This is a genomic window from Corynebacterium provencense, from assembly GCA_900049755.1.
In the GTDB taxonomy this organism is placed as follows: Bacteria; Actinomycetota; Actinomycetes; order Mycobacteriales; family Mycobacteriaceae; genus Corynebacterium; species Corynebacterium neomassiliense.
In genome coordinates this window covers 332,160-351,210 of the sequence record LT160593.1, presented here as the reverse complement: position 1 = coordinate 351,210, position 19,051 = coordinate 332,160, and the positions used below count along the sequence as shown (strand labels likewise).

Below are 19,051 nucleotides of genomic sequence, written 5' to 3'. Positions count from 1 at the left end.
CCCCCGGCGGTGCGTCGCGGCGTCCTGCCCCGACGCGACCCGCACTGAAGATCGGCCCGCTCGAACTGGCCTCCCCCGTCGTCCTGGCCCCCATGGCCGGCGTGACGAACACGGCGTTCCGTACCCTCTGCCGCGAACAGGAGCGCAGGCACACCGGGACAGCGGCCGGCCTCTACGTCTGCGAGATGATCACCGCCCGCGCGCTCGTGGAACGCAACCCACGCACCCTGCACATGGCGTCCTTCGCCCCTGACGAGAACCCCCGCAGTCTGCAGCTCTACACGACAGACCCGGAGTACACCTACCGGGCCGCCCGCATGCTCGCCGAGGAAGACATGGCCGACCACATCGACATGAACTTCGGGTGCCCGGTCCCCAAGGTCACCCGCCGGGGAGGTGGTTCCGCCCTGCCGTACAAGCGCCGGCTCTTCGCCGCCGTCGTCGGCGCGGCCGTCAGAGGCTGTCCCTTTTACCCATCTAGATGTGTATGAGAGCCAGCCGACCGGCCTCCCCGCCCCTCTTCTCCGCGTCCTGTCGGCGCGGCCGTCAGAGGCGTCGAGGACGCCGGACGTGGCAGCGGCCCCGACGCCGTGCCGGTGACCGTGAAATTCCGCGTCGGCATCGACGACACCCACCACACCCACCTGGACGCCGGCCGTATCGCCGCGGCCGAAGGTGCCGCCGCCGTGACCCTCCACGGCCGTACCGCCGCGCAACGCTACTCAGGGTCGGCAGACTGGTCGCAGATCGCCAGACTCGTCGATCACATGGCCGGCACCGGCGTCCCTGTGCTCGGCAACGGGGACATCTTCCGGGCCACCGACGCCGCCGACATGATGGAGCAGACCGGCTGCGACGGTGTCGTCGTCGGACGGGGCTGCCTGGGACGTCCGTGGCTCTTCGCCGAACTCTCCGCCCAGCTGCAGGGACGGCCGGTACCCGCAGAGCCGACCCTCGGAGAGGTCACCTCCGTGATCATGCGCCACGCCGAACTGCTCGCCGAACACGACGGCGAGAAACACGCCAGCCGCGACATCCGCAAACATGTCGCCTGGTACCTCCGCGGCTTCCCCGCCGGAGGGGAGATGCGCCGGCAGCTGAGCACGATCAACAGCCTCGACGACCTGCGCCGGGTCCTCGACCCGGTCCGCGGGTCCACGGCGAAAGCTGTGGACGCCGACGGTGCCCGCGGACGTCAGGGCTCCCCCGGCAGGGTCTCACTGCCGCACAACTGGCTCGACGACCCTTACGAGGACTTTGTCCGTGTCACCGAAGATGTCGAGGACGCCGCGAACAACGGAGGGTAGAGAACATGTGAACGCCGGGTGAAGACTTTCCCGGCCGTCCCCCCTGAGCACCGACTTCCACGTAGACTGTCCGCCATGCGCACTGTCTACCAGGAACAGATGCGGACTTTCGCCCACGACCTCACACAGATGTCGGACCGGGTCCGCACCATGATGTCGGAGGCCTGCAAGGCCCTCTTCGACGCCGACATCGACACGGCTGAGGTCGTGCTCAGCTCCATCGATGCTGTCGAGGTGCTTCGCAAGCGTGCCGAGAAGACGTCTTTCGAGCTTCTCGCACTCGAAGCCCCGGTGGCCCGGGACCTCCGCCAGGTCGTGTCCGGCACCTACATTGTCGAGGACCTGTCGCGGATGGCCGCGCTGTCGGTGCACATAGCCCGGATCGCCCGCCGCCGTCACCCGGACAAGACCCTCCCCGACTCCGTCGAACCGTTCTTCCGGGAGATGGCCCGCCTCGTCGACGACATCGGTGACAAGCTCCACGACGTCCTGGTGACCTATGACCCCGAAGAGGCCATGGAGCTCGCCCTCGACGACGACGCCGTGGACGACCTCCACGAGCATATGTTCCAGCTGACATCGAACAGGGAGTGGCCCTACCCTGTCTCCGCCGCCGTCGACGTCACCCTCCTGTCCCGGTTCTTCGAGCGGTACTCGGACCATGCCGTGGACATCGGTACCCGGGTCGTCTACCTCGCCACCGGCAAAGAGCCGGAGGAGTACGAGACCACCCGGCGCAGCGAGGAGCAGCAGGAGACGGTCCGCGAACAGTTCGACGAGATCCGCCGCCGTTACGGTTCAGACTCCTTCTGAGTGCCCGCCTGCCCGGTCCCCCAGGAGCCCGGTCCCACGGCTCGCGGCCTGGGGACCGGGTTCAGGCCTGCCTGGCCACTGACAGTGCGGCCAGGGCGGCGTCCGCCAGCACCGCAGGTTCTCTGGTGGCGTCGAGACGGACCCCGGGTTCGTCGGCCCTGAGCCTCTCCAGTTCGGCGTACTGACGTCTCAGCACCTCGAGTTCAGCAGCATCGGGCTCGCGGCCGGTGCGTTGCCGGATCTTCTCCCGGATCACGTCCTCGGTGGCGTGGACGTGGACGAAGAAGACGAATCCCTCCGCCTCCCGGAAGATGTCACGGGCGCGGCGTCCCAGTCCCAGACTGACCACGACGGTGGAATGACCCTGCCGTGCCTGGTCGGTCATCCAGTCCCGTATGGCGTACGCCCAGGGCAGTCTCTCGTCCGGGGTGACGAAACGGTCCGCCGCCATCATCTCCTGCAGTTCCCCGGGCTGCAGTTCTTCGGCGGTCGCTCCCGTGAATCCGGTGCGTTCCACCAGTTCAGCGGCCAGTGCTGCCTTGCCGCTGTCGCTGACCCCCATCAGCACGATGTGTACAGGTTCCATCCCTCGTCTCCTTCCGTCACCCCAAGTGTGGCACGAAAGTGGGACGGGGGTGGTCCCCCGGCCCCGGTCGGGGCAGGTCAGCCGAAACGTCCGGAGATGTAGTCCTCGGTCTCCTTCTTGTCGGGGGACTCGAAGATCTTCTTCGTGGCGCCCACCTCCACGAGCTGTCCCGGCCGGCCGGTCGCCTCCAGGGAGAAGAACGCGGTCTGGTCCGAGACTCTGGCCGCCTGCTGCATGTTGTGGGTGACGATGACGATGGTGAACTCTTCCTTGAGTTCGTGGATGAGGTCCTCCACCGCGAGCGTGGAGATCGGGTCAAGTGCCGAGCAGGGCTCGTCCATGAGCAGGACCTCGGGTTCCACGGCGATCGCCCGGGCGATGCAGAGGCGCTGCTGCTGACCGCCCGACAGTCCGCCGCCGGGTCGGTCGAGCCGGTCCTTGACCTCTTCCCACAGGTTGGCGGAACGCAGGGACTTCTCGGCGACCTCGGCGAGACGCTTCTTGTTCTTGACCCCGGAAAGCTTCAGACCAGCGACGACATTCTCCTCGATCGACATGGTCGGGAAGGGGTTGGCCTTCTGGAACACCATTCCGATGGTGTTTCGGACTGCCACGGGGTCGATCGCCCGGTCGTAGATGTTCTCCCCGTCCAGGAGGATCTCCCCGGTCACGTACGCACCGGGGATCACCTCGTGCATACGGTTCAGGGACCGCAGCACGGTGGACTTGCCGCAGCCGGAGGGGCCGATGAATGCGGTGACCGACCGCGGCGGGACCTGGAGGTCGACGTTCTGGACGGCATGGAAGTCGCCGTAGTAGATGTTCACGTCGTGGAGGTCGAGGCGCTTGGCCATGGTGTGTCCTTCGAAAGTGTCAGTGTGTCTTGACTGCGAACCGCTTCGAGATGAACCGGGCAGCGAGGTTGAGGGCGGCGATGAGGAGCACCAGGGTCAGGGCGGCACCCCACAGGCGGGAGAGCACCTCGTCATTGGACTGGAGCTTGTACATTTCCAGCATGAACAGCGGCAACGAGTTCTGGTTGCCCTCCATGACGTTCCAGTTGATCACCGGGGTCGCGCCCACGAGGATCAGCACCGGGGCGGACTCACCCATGATGCGGGCGACAGCGAGCATCACACCCGTCACGATTCCGGAGAGGGCGGTGGGAAGGACGATCTTCACGATCGTCTTCCATTTCGGGACGCCGAGGGCGTACGAGGCCTCCCGCAGGTCATCGGGCACGATCCGCAGCATCTCTTCGGTGTTCCTCACGATCACCGGGATCATCAGGAGCACGAGGGCGAGAGACACGGCGAAACCGGACCGGTCGAAACCGAACAGGACGATCCACACGGCGTAGATGAACAGTGCCGCGACAATGGAGGGCACGCCGGTGAGGATGTCGACCATGAAGGTGGTGATCCGGCCGAGCCTGCCGCCCCTGGAGTACTCCACCAGGTACACGGCGGTGAGGACACCCACCGGGACGGAGATCACGGTCGTGACCGCCGCCTGAGTGAGGGTGCCGATGATGGCGTGGCTGATGCCGCCGCCCGGTTTGTTGGACAGCTGGCCCGCCATGTCGAAGGACCACCACCCGGTGTTCAGGACGGCCGGGAGGCCTTTCGCGACGAGGACGACCATCACCCAGATCAGGGGGACGAAGGCCAGTGCCATCATCGCGTAGACGACGACGGTCGCGATCCTGTCCCTGGCTTTCCGGGAGGAGGAGATGTCGGTGAAGCCGCTGGCGGCGAGGCTTGCGTGGGGTTCCACGTGGACGGTCATGTCGGTCCGTCTCCTACTTGCGGTTGTTGACGACGGCCCGTGCCGCCGCGTTGACGATGAAGGTCAGGGCGAACAGCACCAGTCCGGCGGCGATGTACGCTCCGGCTTTGGTGTCGTCGTTGAACTCCGGGGCGGCGTTGGCGATGGCGGTGGCGAAGGTGGTGCCACCGTCGAACAGGGACCACCTGAACCCCGGTGCAGATGCGATGACCATGTAGAGCGCCATCGTCTCACCGAGCGCACGGCCCAGTCCGAGCATCGCACCGGAGATGTAACCGGACTTGCCGAAGGGGAGCACAGTCATCCTGACCACCTCCCACCGGGTGGCACCGAGCGCCAGGGCGGCCTCGATCTGACCCCGGGGGGTCTGGACGAACACCTCACGTGCGGTGGCCGCGATGATCGGCAGGATCATGATGGCCAGCACCACACCACCGGTGAAGATGTTGCGGCTGGTGGAGAAGGCCGGGGAGGTCTGCTGGTCCCACTGGAACAGGAAGAAGCCGCCGGCCCAGCTGTGCACCCACTCGAAGATCCCGCCCAGTGACGGGCCGAGCACCTGCATTCCCCAGATACCGAAGACGATCGACGGCACGGCGGCGAGCAGGTCCACCATGAAACCCAGCGGGCGGACAAGGTGCTTCGGGCAGTAGTTCGACAGGAAGATCGCGATGCCCAGAGCCACCGGCATCGCGATGACCAGGGCCAGGACTGAGGCGAGCACGGTGGTGAAGAAGAGGTTGGGGATGCCGAACTGCATCCAGCCGCCGTCATTGGTGGCGTAGTTGAGGTTCCAGGCACCGGAGTAGGTGAAGAACCCGAGTATTCCGTCCCGTTCCTTCGCCAGGGCCGGAAGGGCCTGGAGGATGAGGAACAGTGCGATGGCGGCGATGAAGACTGTGATGAGCACCGCCGAGCCTGTGGTCAGGCCAGAGAAGATGCGGTCACCCGGACGCCGCGCAGAACGTCCGCTCCGTGCGATCACCGGTCCCTTCTCAGTCTGACCGGGCTGACCTGCGGTACCGGTGGTGGAATCGTTCACAGGCTGGACAGTACCGTGTGTGCCTGTCCCGGTCTGCCTGGCGGGCGTCTGCTCAGACGGAGCACTCGTCATGGGGTGTGCTTCTTCCGGTCGTAGTTACTTCGGTGCTACTGAAGTGCGTCGACGGCAGCGACGAGCTTGTCACGGAAGGAACCGGACAGGGGCACGTAACCGGCCTCCTCGAGGTCGGCGTTCTGGTTGTCGAGGATGGTGTGGAGGAAGTCCTTGACCCTGCCGGCGGTCTCGGTGTCGTAGCCGGCGGAGCAGACGATCTCGTAGGTGGTCAGGGCGAGCGGGTAGGCTCCCGGCTCGTTGGCGGCGAAGAGCGCCTCCGAATCGACCACAAGGTCATTGCCCGTACCGGTGAACTTCACCCCGGCCAGGGCCTTGTTGACGCTTTCGGTGGACAGCTCGACCGGGCCGGAGCCGAAGTCCAGGGCTGCGATACCGAGGCCGGCCGCGGTGGCGTAACCGGATTCGACGTAGGTGATCGCCCCGTTGGTGGCCTTGACCTGGTCCGCGACACCGGAGGAACCCTGTGCACCGGAACCGACCTTCGTGGGGAAGGTCTTGCCCTCGGTGTCCCAGTAACCGTCGGTGGCGGCGGTGAGGAACTTCTGGAAGTTGTCGGAGGTGCCCGACTCCTCCGCCCGGTAGAGCACACTGATCGGGAGGTCGGGCAGGGTGGTGCCCTGGTTCTCCGCGGCGACGGCGGGATCGTTCCAGTTGGTGATCTCGCCCTTGAAGATCTTCGCGACCGTGTCGACGGACAGGTTGAGTGTGTCGACACCGTCGAGCTTGAAGGCGACAGCCACGGGGCCGACGACCATCGGCAGATGCCAGGCGTCGTTGCCGCCGCAGCGCTTCGCCGCGTCCGCGATCTGCTCGTCCTTCAGCGGCGAGTCAGAGCCGCCGAAGTCGACCTGTCCGGCGATGAACTGCTTCTGGCCGGCGCCGGAGCCGGTCGCGTTGTAGGCCAGGGATGCGCCCGGGACAGCGGTCTGGTACGCGACGCCGAAGAGCTCCATGGCCTTCTGCTGGGAGCTGGCGCCTTCCCCGCGGAGTTCGCCGGAAGTGTTCGTGAGGTCGAAGGTCGAGGTGCTCTCCGCCTCGGACCCTCCGTTGCCTGAGTTCGAGCAGGAGGTCAGAAGCAGGGAACCGGCGGCCAGAGCTGCGAGAGCGGTGGCGGCAGGGAACTTCACGGTGGTCACGGGTGGATGTCCTCTTTCAACAGTCAGTGTGGACGGAACAGGCTTGACCATAGCGGTCCGAGGTGGACGCAAGTCTCCCTCAAAATGAACTCCGGATGAACAGATGACGTGTCCACGATGTCGTGGCACGTCACCCCGAAATCACACCATTCCGCGGAACACGACGTCCCGGTGCACCACCGTGAAACCCAGCCTGCGGTAGGTCGCGACCGCCGGGGCGTTGTCACCTTCGACATACAGGTCCACGGCGTCCACCCCCTCCTCGATGAGATGCCCGATCCCCAGCAGCGTCAACGGTCCTCCGAGGCCCCTCCCCCTGGCCCCGTCCGCCAGACACACCACATAAACCTCACCGTGCGGATCACCGTCCGGATGTTTCGTCCAGTGCACCCCGGCACACTGCGGCCCCTGGCACTCGTCCCGGCTCCACAGCATGATCACACCGGCCGGATCGAACCAGTCGGTGCCGCGGGCCTCACGCAGCCGTCGCAGATCCCAGCCGCCCTGTTCAGGGTGCCAGGCGAAAGCCTCGTTGTTCACACGGAGCCACTCCCGGTCGACCAGCTCCGCACCGAACTCAGCGCAGGCCGCGGGATAGTCGTAGATCCGGTACCCGGCGTCCTCCACGGTCGTCCGCGCCACACGGGCCCCGTCGACGAGCTCCCGGCGGGCAGGGTCCCCGGTACCGCAGGGGACGGACATCTTCAGCAGTTCACGGACGGTCCGCGCTCCCCGCACCTCCGCCAGTCCCCGGGCCGCGCCGAGGTCACCGTGCGCCCAGATACTGAACTGCGCCTCGGGATCGAGTCCACGACCCACCTCCCTCAGCAGCCCGGTGGCCGTTCCCCTGCGACGGGCCACAGGCCTGACCGCCATTTCCGCGACACCTGCCGCGTCATCCGGGCCCGCCGCGTCGACGGCGAGAACACCGACAACCGTCCCCCCGTCATCGACGGCGAGAAGATGACGGTGACCCGTGTGTCCCCCTTCGCCCCTGATACCCTGCACGAAAGCTTCCGAAAGGGCGGGGACGCCGTCCGCCTCCGCCACCTCGGCGAGCAGCCCGTCCAGTGCACCCCGGTACCTCTCCTGCACCTCGGGGGGCTCGTCCTCCATCCAGCGGTACACGGTCACGGCTCTACCTTCCTTCGGCGCTGATGTCCACGGCCTTGTAACCGACGTTACGGACCGTCGCGATGACTTTCTCGTAGTCATGGCCGAGCTTGGCCCTCAGCCGCCGCACGTGCACGTCAACGGTGCGGGTCCCCCCGAAGTAGTCGTAACCCCACACATCCTGCAGCAGCTGCTCCCTGCTGAACACCCGGCCCGCATGCTTGACCAGGAAATACAGCAGCTCGAACTCCTTGTATGTCAGATCCAGGGGACGCCCCTCCACACGTGCGACGTAGGTGACCTCGTCGACGATCAGTCCCCCGATGGACGCCACCTGACTGTCCTCGGCCTCCTCCACAGGAACAGGACGCCTGGTCATCAGCATCCGGAGTCTGGCGTCCACCTCCGTCGGCGAAGCGACCGGGAGGATGAAGTCGTCCACCGCCCAGGACCCGTCCAGGGCAATGACACTCGTCTCCTCGATGGAGACCGCCACCGGAAGAGTGGGGTAGGCGGCAGCCACGGACCGGCACAGGTCCCGGATACCCAGCAGATTCCTGCCGGTGACGTCGATGAGGACGATGTCGGCGTCCCCCACTTCACGGACGGACGTCGCGGTCGCCGGCAGCAGCACCGTCTCGTGCGACAGCAGCGCCAGAGAGGGCAGGACTTCCGAGATATCGTCCTTGTCCGAGAGCACGGTCAGTTTCACGGCCGGCGTCCTTCCTCTTCACGTCGTTGCGTCTGTGACGTAACCGAGGTTACACGCGGCGTACTCCAACGACGTGGCCATGGTCGTGGCACTCCTGGTCATCCTGTTCGGAGTGCTCGTCAGGTACTCGGGCGAATGGGGCCTCGACGGCGTCATCTCCGAGGCCGCTGACATCCCCACGGTGGACCCGGGCTCCCCGTGCGGCTCACACCTGTCGCTGATACACATCTACATGGGGATATGAGACAGGGGCCGCCCAGTGAGGGTTGCGCAGTGCCGCGCGCCCGATCGACACAGCATGCGCCTGCCCGGTGACCAGGATCGTCTCCGCCTGGGAGGCACTGTCGACGGCACCGACCGCCGAAACCACCACCGTGTCCTCGCCCAGACCGGCGTCCGCGAGAGTCCGGGTGACATGCTGTGCCAACGGCACCTGGTAGCCGGGGCCGGCAGGAATGGTCGACCCGTCGGTCAGACCACCGGAGGACACGTCCACCCAGCTGACGAGCCCCTCCGCGGCGAGGCCTCTGAGCACCTCCGCGACCTCGGAGATCTGCAGGCCGTCATCCACCCAGTCTGTTCCGCTGACCCTGACCCCCAGCGGCTTCGAGTCCGGCCACTCCTGCCGGACCGCGGTGACGACCTCGCGCAGAAGACGTGAACGGCCCCTGAGGTCACCGCCGTAGCCGTCGGTGCGCCGGTTGGTCAACGGCGACAGGAACTGGTGGATGAGATAACCGTGCGCGGCGTGGATCTGGACCACGTCATAGCCCGCCTCCTCCGCCCGCCGTGCGGCCGCGACGAAGGACGCCACCACCCCGGCGATGTCCTCCTCCGTGAGTTCCCGGGCGGGATCCAGCCCTTCCAGTACCGGTCCCGAGGAGGCACTGACGGTGGACCATCCTCCCTCCTCTTCAGGGACAGTGGCACCGTCGTTGTGACCGGGGAGCATCGGGTAGGTCGAGGCTTTCCCGCCCGCGTGTCCGAGCTGGACGCCGGCGAGGCGCCCCTGACCGTGGATGAAGTCGACGATACGGGTGTGGGCGGGAACCTGTCCGGCGTCCCACAGTCCGAGGTCCAGCGGCGAGATCCGGCCCCGGGCCTCCACACCGGTGGCTTCGACGACGACGAGTCCGAACCCGCCGGCGGCGAATGCTCCGAGGTGAGAGAGATGCCAGTCAGTGGGAACGCCGTCACGGGCGGTGACCGAGTACTGGCACATCGGCGCGACAAAGGCGCGGTTGCCGACCTCCAGTCCTGATCCGTCCGGGGTGGGCAGGGTCACGGGGGTGAACAACTTACGGGTCATACAGTGACCCAACGCGCGGGGCGGGGCGGGAATTCCCGTTTCAGCCGCGGACCCTGCGCTGGCGGGCGAACTCGCTGAGCACCACCCCGGCGGCGACGGAGGCGTTGAGCGACTCGACGGTGGAGGTCATGGGGATCGAGAGGATGTCGTCACAGGTCTCCCCGACCAGCCGGGACAGTCCCTTGCCCTCGGAACCGACGACAACCACCACCGGACCGGTGCCGTCGTAGGTGTCCAGGGTGTGGCGTCCTCCCGCATCCAGTCCCACGACCTGGTAGCCGGACTGCTGGAACTGCTTCAACGCACGAACCAGATTTGTCGCCTTGGCGACCGGAAGTCGGGCCGCAGTGCCCGCCGACGTCCTCCACGCGACCGCGGTCACTGATGCGGAACGGCGCCCGGGGATGACGACACCGTGCCCGCCGAACGCTGCGACCGACCTGATCACCGCCCCGAGGTTGCGTGGGTCGGTGATGTTGTCCAGCACGACGATGAGACCTGGTCGGCCGGACTCCTGTGCCAGGGTGATGAGGTCGTCCACGTCGGCGTACCGGTAGGGGGGCACCTGCAGTCCGATACCCTGGTGCATGCCGTTGCCGGTCATGCGGTCGAGTTCGTCCCTGCTGACCTCCAGGACCGGTATCCCCCGTTCGGCCGAGGTGTGCACCGCCTCGCTGAGACGGTCGTCATTGGCCGTGCCCACCGCGACATAGAGTGCGGTGGCCGGCACGTGTGCGTGGAGGCACTCGATGACGGGATTGCGCCCGACGACGAGTTCCGGCTGGGTGTCCGGGTCCTTCGGCGCCGGACGACCCGATTCACGGCGTTCCTTCGCCTTCTTCGCCTTGTACTTCGCGTGGTACACGCGGTCCTCTGCCTTGGGTGTGGCCTTCTTCCCCTTGAGCCCCCGCCGGACCTGTCCCCCCGAACCCTTCGTCGAGCCCTTGCGTTCGGTCCTGCGCACCGCGCCGCGGCGCCTGTCGTTACCTGCCATGGGGGTCATCCTACGGGTCAACCCCGGGCAGCTCTATTCCGGCACGTCCCATGAGGGTACCCTCATGGCCCATGAACACCACCCCTCCCCCGTCACCGTCCCCCTCGTCACCATCGTCACCGCATTCACCGCAGTCACCGTCCGCCGGTGCACTCAGCCGCACCGAGCGTCTCGACCGGCTCCCCGTGACCCGTCGGCACACCAGACTGCTCACCGGATCCGGTATCGGATGGGCACTGGACGCCATGGACGTGGGCCTCATCGGCTTCATCATGGCGGCACTCACCCAGCACTGGGGACTCTCCCACACCCAGACCTCCTGGATAGCTTCCGTAGGATTCATCGGAATGGCACTGGGCGCCACGGTCGGGGGGCTCTTGGCCGACCGGTTCGGACGACGCCACGTCTTCGCCCTCACCCTGCTGGTCTACGGACTGGCGACCGGTGCCGCGGCACTGTCGACCGGACTGGTCATGCTGCTGGTGCTGCGTTTCGTCATCGGCCTCGGCCTCGGCGCGGAGCTTCCGGTGGCCTCCACCCTGGTCTCCGAGTTCTCCCCCCGTGCCGTGCGCGGCAGGATGGTCGTGCTGCTCGAGGCGTTCTGGGCGGTCGGCTGGATCGCCGCTGCCGTGATCGGCACACTCCTCGTACCCCTCGGTGACAACGGCTGGCGCTGGGCCTTCGCCATCGGCGTGATCCCCGCCGCCTACGCCCTGGTCGTGCGGCTCACACTGCCCGAGTCGGTGCGGTTCCTGGAGTCACGGGGACGCCACGCCGAGGCCGAGGCCACCGTCCGCGAGTTCGAGGCCAGTGAACCCGGGCCGAAGTTCCTTCAGGCCGGGACCCCCGCGCCCGGGGACAGGGTGCTCGACGAGGCCCAGAGGGACGCCGCGATCATCGGGACAGACGGGGACGCCGAGGTCACCGGCATCTGGTCGAAGCCCCTGCGCAGGCGCACGGCAGCGTTCTGGACAGTGTGGTTCTGCATCAATCTCAGCTATTACGGGGCGTTCACCTGGATCCCCTCGATCCTGGCGTCCAACGGCTACTCACTGGTGAAGTCCTTCACCTTCACGCTGGTCATCACGGTCGCGCAGCTGCCCGGCTACGCCTGCGCCGCCTGGCTGATCGAGAAGTGGGGACGCCGCGTCACCCTGACCACGTTCCTCGTCGGCTCGGCGTGCGCGGCCGGACTCTACGGGCTGGCCGACGCCGGATGGCAGATCATCGCGGCCGGATGCCTGCTGTCCTTCTTCAACCTCGGCGCCTGGGGTGCGCTGTACGCGGTCGGGCCGGAGCTCTACCCCACGCCTCTGCGGGCGACGGGTACCGGGGCCGCCACCGGATTCGGACGCATCGCCTCGATCATTGCGCCGCTCATCGTGCCGCCGCTGCTGGTCTTCGGAGGGACCGGAATCCTCTTCGCCCTGTTCGGGGTGGCCTTCGCCGTCGCGGCCGTGGCCGCCTACACCCTGCCGGAGCTCAAGGGAACGGCCCTGGCGGAACGCTAGCACCCGGCCGAGCGGACCCGGCCCAGCTGCTCAGCCCAGCTGCTCAGCCCAGCGACCAGGTGGCACCGTCAGCGGAGTCCGCGACGGTGACACCGGCGGCCTTCAGGCGGTCACGCACGGCGTCCGCGGTGGCCCAGTCCTTCTCGGCACGCGCGGTCGCCCGGCGCTCCAGCTCGAATTTCACCAGCACATCCAACGCCTCAAGAGCCCCGGATGACGCCCCGGCACCGATGCCCTGGCCACGTCCTCTGGAGTCCGGCCCTGACCAGGTGTCCGACAGGGGATCGACCCCGAGGACACCCGTCATCGCGCGCACCTGGCCCGCGATCCGGGCCACCGCGACGAGGTCACCCCCGTCCAGGGCGGTGTTGCCCGAGCGCACGGCGTCCTGGAGGACCGCGATGGCCGCCGGCACCCCGAGGTCGTCGTCGAGTGCCTTCCCGAACTCCGGGAGCCAGTCCCCCACCTCGACGGTGCCCAGCACCTCCACAGCACGGTCGAGGAACTTCTCGACCCGGCGGAACCCGGCCGCGGCGTCCTGCAGGGCCTTCTCCGAGTACTCCAGCATGGACCGGTAGTGGGCGGACCCCAGGTACCAGCGCAGTTCGATCGGGCGGACCAGCGTCAGCACATTCGGCACGGAGAGTACGTTGCCCAGGGACTTCGACATCTTCTCACCCGACATCGTCACCCAGCCGTTGTGCATCCACAGGTTCGCGAAACCGTCGCCGGCCGCGTGCGCCTGCGCCGCCTCGTTCTCGTGGTGGGGGAACTGCAGATCCATTCCCCCCGCATGGATGTCGAACGTGGCCCCGAGGTACTTCCGGGACATGGCCGAGCACTCGATGTGCCAGCCCGGACGGCCGTACCCCCAGGGGGTCTCCCAACCCGGTTCACCGGGCTTGGCGGCCTTCCACATGGCGAAGTCCCGGGGGTCCTCCTTACCGGGGGCGGGATCCTCACCCTGGTCGAGTTCGTCGAGCTTCTGGTGGGACAGGAAGCCGTAACCGGGCACTTTCGCCGTCCGGCAGTAGACCGACCCGTCGGGGGCGGCGTAACCCAGGCCGTTGTCGATGATGCGACGGATGTAGGCGATCATCTCCGGGACGTGCCCGGTCGCACGCGGCTCCACCGACGGCGGGGTGACGCCCAGCAGGTCGTATGCACGGGTGAACGCACGCTCGTGCGTCGCCGCCCACTCCCACCAGGGGCGGCCGTGTTCGGCAGACTTGGCGAGGATCTTGTCGTCGATGTCGGTAACATTGCGCACGAAAGCGACGTCCAGCCCTTTGGCCGTCAACCAGTTGCGCAGAATGTCGAAGGCCACCCCTGACCGCACGTGACCGATGTGCGGGACGGACTGGACAGTCGCACCGCACAGGTACACACTGGCGTGCCCCTCCCGCAGCGGAACAAAGTCACGGAGTTCTCGGGTGGCGGTATCGAAGATGCGCAGAGTCACACCGTCATTGTAGGAGAGAAGCCCATGAAACTTGCCACAGCCCGCATCGACGCAGCCGGCAGTGTCGCCACGGTGCTCATCGACGACGGGGCCGACATCTCCGGTTCGGCCACCGTCACCGGCCGGGTGGTGGAACGCTGCGACCTCGGGACCCTGCTGGCGAAGTCCCCCGACGACCTGGAATCCAGGGTGTCGACCTGCCTCCGCCGGGACGGTGCCGAGGTGACCCTGGACCGTTCCGACCTGTTGCCGGTGGTCCCCCGCCCCGGCAAGGCCCTGTGCGTGGGGCTGAACTACCGGGAGCACATCGTCGAGATGGGCCACCCGGTCCCCGACCATCCCACCCTCTTCGCCAAGTTCCCCACCGCACTGACCGGTCCCTCCGCGACCGTGACCGTGCCGGAGCATCTGGCGGCGAAAGCGGACTACGAGGGTGAACTCGTCGTCGTCATCGGACGCCGCCTCCCGGGGGCCGCCGGAGGAGCCTCAGAGGAGGACGCGAGGGCCGCGATCGCCGGGTACGCCGTCGGCGACGACTTCTCGCAGCGTGACTGGCAGTACCGCACCCAGCAGTGGCTCCAGGGCAAGAACCTGGACGCGTCCTCCGCGCTGGGACCGTGGCTGACCACCGGGGTCGACCCGGTTGCCGGGGGTGCCGTCCTACGGACGTGGGTGAACGGGGAGCTGCGTCAGGAGCACTCCACCGCCGACCTCGTGTTCCCTCCGGTCGACCTGGTCCGGTACATCTCCGAGTTCACCACCCTGGAACCCGGTGACGTGATCTTCACCGGAACCCCGGAGGGTGTGGGGGCGGGCAGCGGCCGGTTCCTCAGGGACGGTGACGTGGTGACGGTCAGTGTCGACGGACTGGGTTCGGTCGAAACCACGGTGCGCTCACCCCTGCCTTTGGTAGGTTGAACTAAGAACTGACGTTCACCACACCACGCTGAGGAGTCCACCGATGACCACCACCCTCACCCGCCGTCCCGCCGCATTCACCGCCGCAACCGTCCTGGCCGTGGGCCTGGCCGCCTGCTCAGGCGACGGGGACGGCACCGGCGGAACGACAGACGCGGCCGGCACGGAGACCCCGGGCGACTCCACCGGTACCGTTCCGCCGACAAGTGAGGCGCCGCTGGCTGCCGGGGACACTCCCCCGGAAGATCCCGGTCCGCCGCAGATCTCCGCGGACAAGACCCAGAACCTCATCGACGGGGAACAGATCATCGTCACCCTCCACGGACTGGACACCTCGGCCGGGTACTACCTCGCGATCTGCAGGGAGGACACGGGGGCGGACGCCGCGGGGCGGGGAGCACCGCCGGAGTGCACCGGGGACCGTTCTGCCTCGAAGTGGATCGCACCGGAGTCTGAGCAGCGCGCCACCGACCATTTCGACGCCGAAGGCAACGCCGAAGTGACCCTCACCGTGGCGGAGAAGGGGGACGCCGTGGACTGCTCGGTCGACACATGTGTGCTCAAACTCTTCGGCGACCACGCCAATGAGTTCCGCAATGTCGGTGAGGCCCCGGTCACCTTCGCGGACTGAGCACCAACGGCGGTGCCGGGGGTCAGTCCTCGTCGAGCTCTTCATCGAGGTCGACGGTGTGCCTGGGCTCCTCACCTGCGGCGGCAGCGGCGCGGGCGGCGGCTGCGGCGTCCCGGTGACGCTGCACAGCTTCCTCCAGCCATCCGATGACGGCATCTGCCTTGTCATCGTCCACGCCCTCGGCCAGTGCCAGCTCACCGACGAGAACCTGACGCGCCTTGGCGAGCATGCGCTTCTCTCCTGCGGACAGGCCCCGGTCCTGGTCACGGCGCCACAGGTCACGGACGACCTCGGCGACCCGGTTGACGTCGCCGGAGGCGAGTCGTTCCTGGTTGGCCTTGTACCGGCGCGACCAGTTTCCGGCTTCCTCCACGTCGGTCTCCCTCAGGACAGAGAAGACTTTCTGGAGGCCCTCTTCACCGACGACGTCCCGCACGCCGACAAGTTCGGCGTTCGCCGCGGGGACCTTCACCAGCAGATCACCCTGGAGGATGCGGAGTACCAGGTAGTCGACCGTCTCGCCCTTGAACTCCCGCTGTTCGATTCCTCTGACCTCTGCGGCGCCGTGGTGGGGGTAGACGACAACGTCCCCGATGTTGAACTCCATGACCTGAAACTCTACCACCGTCCTCCCCCGTCCCTCCCCCACCAGCCCTGCCGGACGGGGTACTGAGTAGGTTCCGGGCGTCCCCAGGGGCTATTCTGGACGATGACTGCAGTACGACGTATGCCTCAATGGAGGAGAAGACAGTGAAGCACCTGAAGTCCCCCGGCGCCCGTGGCGCACTCGCCCTGGTCGCCGGTTCCGCGGCACTGGCCCTCACCGCCTGTGGTGCCGGTCAGATCTCCCAGACCGCCAACCAGGTTCCCGCCGTCAACGGGACCAACGGTGAGTCCGGGGACGCTGTCGTCCGCGACGTCAGCCTGATCATCCAGGAGGACCGGTCGGTGGCACTGAAGTTCAACGCCTCCAACCAGGCCATCGACAAGGACCCGGTGGTGCTTTCCTCGGTGAAGATCGAGGACGCCACATTCAACCTCGGCGGTAACCGCACCATCGACCCGCGGTGCAACCTCGTGGCGGACTCGGAACAGGGGCTGAAGGACATGCGGGCCCAGGACAACACGAGTTCCTGCACCGAGTACCTGCCCACCACGGTCGAGGGGACGGACTTCTACCCCGGCGCGTCCCGCAACATCACTTTCAGCTTCGACACCGGTGACATCCAGATCAACGCCCCGATCACGTCGTACTACGCGCCGTCGGGCACCCTGCACCGGGACCAGGACGGTGTGACCAAGGAAGGCAGTGAGCTCGCCGACCTTCCCGCCTCCCACTAGTTCCTCCCGTCTCCCCGTCGACAGGGAGGTCACGGCGGCCGACCCCGCCGACATGACGCGCGTCCACCGGCCACGGTGGGCGCGCGTTCCCGTGTCCGGTGCCCGGACTAGGCTGTGCGACCATGGCCAGGAAGACCCCCGGATACGAATGCTCCTCGTGCGGTTACCGCGTCCCCAAATGGGTGGGCAGATGCCCCTCCTGCGGGGAATGGGGGACCGTGGGAGAAGCCGCCCCGGCCGTCGTCGTCAGCGGCGCCCACGCCGGCAGGTCAGTCCCCGCCGGACTGACGCCCACCTCCCCTGCACAGCGGGTCACGGACATAGACCCGTCGGAGGCCGCACACCGTCCGAGCGGCATCGGTGAGCTCGACCGGGTCCTCGGCGGAGGGGTGGTCCCCGGAAGTGCCGTTCTCCTGGCCGGGGAGCCCGGGGTCGGTAAGTCGACTCTGCTTCTCGAGGTCGCGAACAGGTGGGCCCGGCAGGGCCGAAGTGTCCTCTACGTCACCGCCGAGGAGTCGGTCAGCCAGGTCCGTCAGCGGGCCGGGCGCACGGATGCCCTGTCAGGTGACCTCTGGCTGGCCGCAGAACACGACCTGGAGACCGCACTGGGCCAGATCGAGACTGTCGGCCCTGAACTGGTGATCGTCGACTCCCTCCAGACACTGCACGCACCGGGCGTCGAGGGGGTTCCCGGCGGTGTGGCCCAGACCCGTGCCGTGGCAGCCACCCTCACCACCTTCGCGAAGACGACGGGCATCCCGGTGCTGCTCGTCGGCCATGTGACGAAGGACGGTGCTGTGGCAGGTCCGCGTACCGTCGAACACCTCGTTGACGTCGTCCTGCACTTCGAAGGCGACAGGCACAGTTCGCTGAGGTTCCTCCGGGGACAGAAGAACCGTTTCGGGGCCACCGACGAGGTGGGGTGTTTCGAACAGACTGCCGAAGGCATCCGGGAGGTTCCCGACCCGTCCGGACTGTTCCTCAACCACCGGGATCAACCGGTGTCCGGGACGGCGGTCACGGTCGTCATGGACGGCCGTCGCCCCATGGTCGGGGAGATCCAGACCCTCGCCCTGAAGTCGGAGCAGCATAATCCACGTCGGGTCGTCACGGGCGTGGACCCCGGACGCGTCGCGACCGTACTGGCAGTCCTCGCGACCAGATGCGGACTCAACCTCATGGACCACGAGGTCTACGCCGCCACGGTCGGGGGGATGCGGATCACCGAACCTTCCGCTGACCTTGCCACCGCGCTCGCGCTGGCATCGACCAGCAGGGACCACAGTCTGCCCACGGGGCTGGTCGCCGTCGGCGAGGTCGGCCTCGGAGGCGAGGTACGCCGGGTCCCCGATCTTCGGCTCCGGCTGACTGAGGCGTCCCGGCTGGGGTTCACGTCGGCGGTGGTTCCCGCCGCCACGCGGGACGCCGACCGTGTGGCACTCCCCGGGCTCCGGATCATCCCGGTGCACACGGTGGCCGGTGCACTCGGGGAACTCGGACTCGACGGTTCCTGAGTGCGGGGCGCCGGTCAGGCCAGGTTGAAGGTCGCGGGTTCGGAGGTGCTGTCGCCCAGACGTCCGTACAGCAGGAACGCTCCGGTGCCCGCCGGTTCCCTGTCGGTGCACTGGTCGGGTGAGGATGTCGTCCGTGACCAGCCGTTGAGCGCGAAACTGCGCTCTTCCCCGGCGGCCAGTTCGAGTGTCCCGGTGAGTGTGGGTTCGTTGCAGTCCGTGTCCGCCCACACCCGCGCATAGTCACTGAGAGTGTAGACCTCGAAACTCATCGGATTCGCCGAGAGGTCCACGGCACACCCTGAACCGGTCGGATTCGAGACCGAAAGGTAGAAGTCCGGTAGTTCGCCGGCGGCGTACGTCGGCAGGCCGGCGCTGACGGAGAGGACCAGGTCTTCCGCGGTGCACTCCCCACCCGGTTCCGCGGCGAGGGAGGTGGTCGTACCCGCCGGGGCGGTGGATGAGGCCGGAGATTCCGACGACGCCGTGGAGGTAGCTGTGGAGGTTGCTGTGGAGGTTGCCGTGGTGGCTGTCCTGTCCGCCGCGGAGGAGGCGGTGGACGGGACAACGGATGTTGACGACGCCGTCCCCTCGGGATCACCGCCGCCGGCGACGGCCCGGACAACGAGAACCAGGACCACCAGCACGACGACCGCGACAACTGCCGCGGCGATACGACGCCGGCGGTAGATCTCGGGAGGGAGCGGGCGGTTACCTGGGTACGCGGGCTGGGTCACGCAGTCCAGTCTATCCAGCGCGGTGGTCCTGCCCCGGACACGACACCCCCCGGCCCCGCAGCGGT

Annotated in this window: 19 protein-coding genes and 1 pseudogene; 8 read left to right on the top strand and 12 right to left on the bottom strand. The window is 67.5% G+C overall.

Annotation, left to right across the window (positions count from 1 at the left end; genetic code table 11):
* The first annotated feature begins 92 nt into the window (after window positions 1–92).
* Window positions 93–1,307 (top strand): annotated as a pseudogene (locus BN3906_RS08045) (tRNA dihydrouridine synthase).
* Between the two features lie 75 nt (window positions 1,308–1,382).
* Window positions 1,383–2,120 (top strand): phosphate signaling complex protein PhoU, encoded by a 738-nt coding sequence (phoU, locus tag BN3906_RS08040; RefSeq protein ID WP_066586950.1) that lies wholly within the window; start codon window positions 1,383–1,385, stop codon window positions 2,118–2,120.
* Between the two features lie 61 nt (window positions 2,121–2,181).
* Here the strand turns inward: phoU and BN3906_RS08035 are convergent, their stop codons facing one another.
* The 7 genes from BN3906_RS08035 to BN3906_RS08005 all read right to left on the bottom strand — a co-directional run bounded on the left by BN3906_RS08035 (window position 2,182) and on the right by BN3906_RS08005 (window position 8,572).
* A complete protein-coding gene (locus tag BN3906_RS08035; RefSeq protein WP_066586947.1) occupies window positions 2,182–2,706 on the bottom strand; it encodes an AAA family ATPase in 525 nt (174 codons plus the stop codon).
* 77 nt (window positions 2,707–2,783) lie between these two features.
* Window positions 2,784–3,560: a phosphate ABC transporter ATP-binding protein PstB gene (gene pstB / locus BN3906_RS08030; RefSeq protein WP_066586943.1), complete on the bottom strand. Its 777-nt coding sequence runs from the start codon at window positions 3,558–3,560 to the stop codon at window positions 2,784–2,786.
* Window positions 3,561–3,579: 19 nt separating this feature from the next.
* Window positions 3,580–4,494 (bottom strand): phosphate ABC transporter permease PstA, encoded by a 915-nt coding sequence (gene pstA / locus BN3906_RS08025; RefSeq protein ID WP_066586940.1) that lies wholly within the window; start codon window positions 4,492–4,494, stop codon window positions 3,580–3,582.
* 13 nt (window positions 4,495–4,507) lie between these two features.
* Window positions 4,508–5,608, bottom strand: coding sequence for a phosphate ABC transporter permease subunit PstC (pstC, locus tag BN3906_RS08020; protein ID WP_078057287.1), 1,101 nt, complete (start codon window positions 5,606–5,608; stop codon window positions 4,508–4,510).
* A gap of 35 nt (window positions 5,609–5,643) precedes the next feature.
* Window positions 5,644–6,747 carry a phosphate ABC transporter substrate-binding protein PstS gene (pstS, locus tag BN3906_RS08015; RefSeq protein ID WP_066586937.1) on the bottom strand — a complete coding sequence of 368 codons (1,104 nt, stop codon included), beginning with the start codon at window positions 6,745–6,747 and terminating at the stop codon, window positions 5,644–5,646.
* Between the two features lie 141 nt (window positions 6,748–6,888).
* Entirely contained in the window at window positions 6,889–7,863 is a 975-nt protein-coding gene (mshD, locus tag BN3906_RS08010; protein ID WP_066589548.1) for a mycothiol synthase, read from the bottom strand.
* 22 nt (window positions 7,864–7,885) lie between these two features.
* Window positions 7,886–8,572, bottom strand: a complete 687-nt coding sequence (locus BN3906_RS08005; protein ID WP_066586926.1) for a response regulator transcription factor — start codon at window positions 8,570–8,572, stop codon at window positions 7,886–7,888.
* A 73-nt stretch (window positions 8,573–8,645) separates the two neighbouring features.
* Here BN3906_RS08005 and BN3906_RS14705 point away from each other — a divergent pair, with 73 nt between their 5' ends.
* Window positions 8,646–8,816 (top strand): hypothetical protein, encoded by a 171-nt coding sequence (locus tag BN3906_RS14705; RefSeq protein ID WP_187119918.1) that lies wholly within the window; start codon window positions 8,646–8,648, stop codon window positions 8,814–8,816.
* On the opposite strand, the gene BN3906_RS08000 is transcribed toward BN3906_RS14705, so the two are convergent.
* Window positions 8,778–9,881, bottom strand: coding sequence for an NADH:flavin oxidoreductase/NADH oxidase (locus BN3906_RS08000; protein ID WP_066586924.1), 1,104 nt, complete (start codon window positions 9,879–9,881; stop codon window positions 8,778–8,780). The genes BN3906_RS14705 and BN3906_RS08000 overlap by 39 nt on opposite strands.
* 40 nt (window positions 9,882–9,921) lie before the next feature.
* On the bottom strand, window positions 9,922–10,875 hold the full coding sequence (gene rlmB, locus BN3906_RS07995; RefSeq protein WP_066589545.1) for a 23S rRNA (guanosine(2251)-2'-O)-methyltransferase RlmB: 954 nt from the start codon (window positions 10,873–10,875) through the stop codon (window positions 9,922–9,924).
* A gap of 71 nt (window positions 10,876–10,946) precedes the next feature.
* On the opposite strand from rlmB, the gene BN3906_RS07990 reads away from it, so the two are divergent.
* Window positions 10,947–12,386 carry an MFS transporter gene (locus BN3906_RS07990; RefSeq protein ID WP_078057285.1) on the top strand — a complete coding sequence of 480 codons (1,440 nt, stop codon included), beginning with the start codon at window positions 10,947–10,949 and terminating at the stop codon, window positions 12,384–12,386.
* A 43-nt stretch (window positions 12,387–12,429) separates the two neighbouring features.
* On the opposite strand, the gene cysS is transcribed toward BN3906_RS07990, so the two are convergent.
* Entirely contained in the window at window positions 12,430–13,848 is a 1,419-nt protein-coding gene (gene cysS / locus BN3906_RS07985; protein ID WP_066586912.1) for a cysteine--tRNA ligase, read from the bottom strand.
* A 24-nt stretch (window positions 13,849–13,872) separates the two neighbouring features.
* Between cysS and BN3906_RS07980 the strand changes: the two genes are divergently transcribed.
* Together BN3906_RS07980 and BN3906_RS07975 are read left to right on the top strand one after the other, a co-directional pair.
* Entirely contained in the window at window positions 13,873–14,766 is an 894-nt protein-coding gene (locus BN3906_RS07980) for a fumarylacetoacetate hydrolase family protein (RefSeq protein WP_066586910.1), read from the top strand.
* A 43-nt stretch (window positions 14,767–14,809) separates the two neighbouring features.
* Window positions 14,810–15,397 carry a neocarzinostatin apoprotein domain-containing protein gene (locus tag BN3906_RS07975; protein WP_066586908.1) on the top strand — a complete coding sequence of 196 codons (588 nt, stop codon included), beginning with the start codon at window positions 14,810–14,812 and terminating at the stop codon, window positions 15,395–15,397.
* 22 nt (window positions 15,398–15,419) lie between these two features.
* On the opposite strand, the gene BN3906_RS07970 is transcribed toward BN3906_RS07975, so the two are convergent.
* Window positions 15,420–16,004, bottom strand: coding sequence for a CarD family transcriptional regulator (locus BN3906_RS07970; RefSeq protein WP_066586907.1), 585 nt, complete (start codon window positions 16,002–16,004; stop codon window positions 15,420–15,422).
* A 143-nt stretch (window positions 16,005–16,147) separates the two neighbouring features.
* Here BN3906_RS07970 and BN3906_RS07965 point away from each other — a divergent pair, with 143 nt between their 5' ends.
* Entirely contained in the window at window positions 16,148–16,738 is a 591-nt protein-coding gene (locus BN3906_RS07965) for a hypothetical protein (RefSeq protein ID WP_227871048.1), read from the top strand.
* A 122-nt stretch (window positions 16,739–16,860) separates the two neighbouring features.
* The gene (radA, locus tag BN3906_RS07960) at window positions 16,861–18,252 is read left to right on the top strand and encodes a DNA repair protein RadA (RefSeq protein WP_066586903.1); all 1,392 of its coding nucleotides are present in this window, start codon (window positions 16,861–16,863) and stop codon (window positions 18,250–18,252) included.
* Window positions 18,253–18,266: 14 nt separating this feature from the next.
* On the opposite strand, the gene BN3906_RS07955 is transcribed toward radA, so the two are convergent.
* Window positions 18,267–18,986, bottom strand: coding sequence for a hypothetical protein (locus BN3906_RS07955; RefSeq protein WP_066586900.1), 720 nt, complete (start codon window positions 18,984–18,986; stop codon window positions 18,267–18,269).
* Window positions 18,987–19,051 lie beyond the last annotated feature (65 nt).

Excerpts from the sequence above, each read along its gene's own strand:
- BN3906_RS07980 (WP_066586910.1), top strand. The coding sequence starts at position 13,873 with ATGAAACTTGCCACAGCCCGCATCGACGCAGCCGGCAGTGTCGCCACG.
- BN3906_RS07990 (WP_078057285.1), top strand. The coding sequence starts at position 10,947 with ATGAACACCACCCCTCCCCCGTCACCGTCCCCCTCGTCACCATCGTCA.
- BN3906_RS08035 (WP_066586947.1), bottom strand. The coding sequence starts at position 2,706 with ATGGAACCTGTACACATCGTGCTGATGGGGGTCAGCGACAGCGGCAAG.
- rlmB (WP_066589545.1), bottom strand. The coding sequence starts at position 10,875 with ATGGCAGGTAACGACAGGCGCCGCGGCGCGGTGCGCAGGACCGAACGC.
- BN3906_RS08000 (WP_066586924.1), bottom strand. The coding sequence starts at position 9,881 with ATGACCCGTAAGTTGTTCACCCCCGTGACCCTGCCCACCCCGGACGGA.
- BN3906_RS07970 (WP_066586907.1), bottom strand. The coding sequence starts at position 16,004 with ATGGAGTTCAACATCGGGGACGTTGTCGTCTACCCCCACCACGGCGCC.
- BN3906_RS07975 (WP_066586908.1), top strand. The coding sequence starts at position 14,810 with ATGACCACCACCCTCACCCGCCGTCCCGCCGCATTCACCGCCGCAACC.
- pstB (WP_066586943.1), bottom strand. The coding sequence starts at position 3,560 with ATGGCCAAGCGCCTCGACCTCCACGACGTGAACATCTACTACGGCGAC.
- phoU (WP_066586950.1), top strand. The coding sequence starts at position 1,383 with ATGCGCACTGTCTACCAGGAACAGATGCGGACTTTCGCCCACGACCTC.
- pstC (WP_078057287.1), bottom strand. The coding sequence starts at position 5,608 with ATGACGAGTGCTCCGTCTGAGCAGACGCCCGCCAGGCAGACCGGGACA.
- mshD (WP_066589548.1), bottom strand. The coding sequence starts at position 7,863 with ATGGAGGACGAGCCCCCCGAGGTGCAGGAGAGGTACCGGGGTGCACTG.
- radA (WP_066586903.1), top strand. The coding sequence starts at position 16,861 with ATGGCCAGGAAGACCCCCGGATACGAATGCTCCTCGTGCGGTTACCGC.
- pstA (WP_066586940.1), bottom strand. The coding sequence starts at position 4,494 with ATGACCGTCCACGTGGAACCCCACGCAAGCCTCGCCGCCAGCGGCTTC.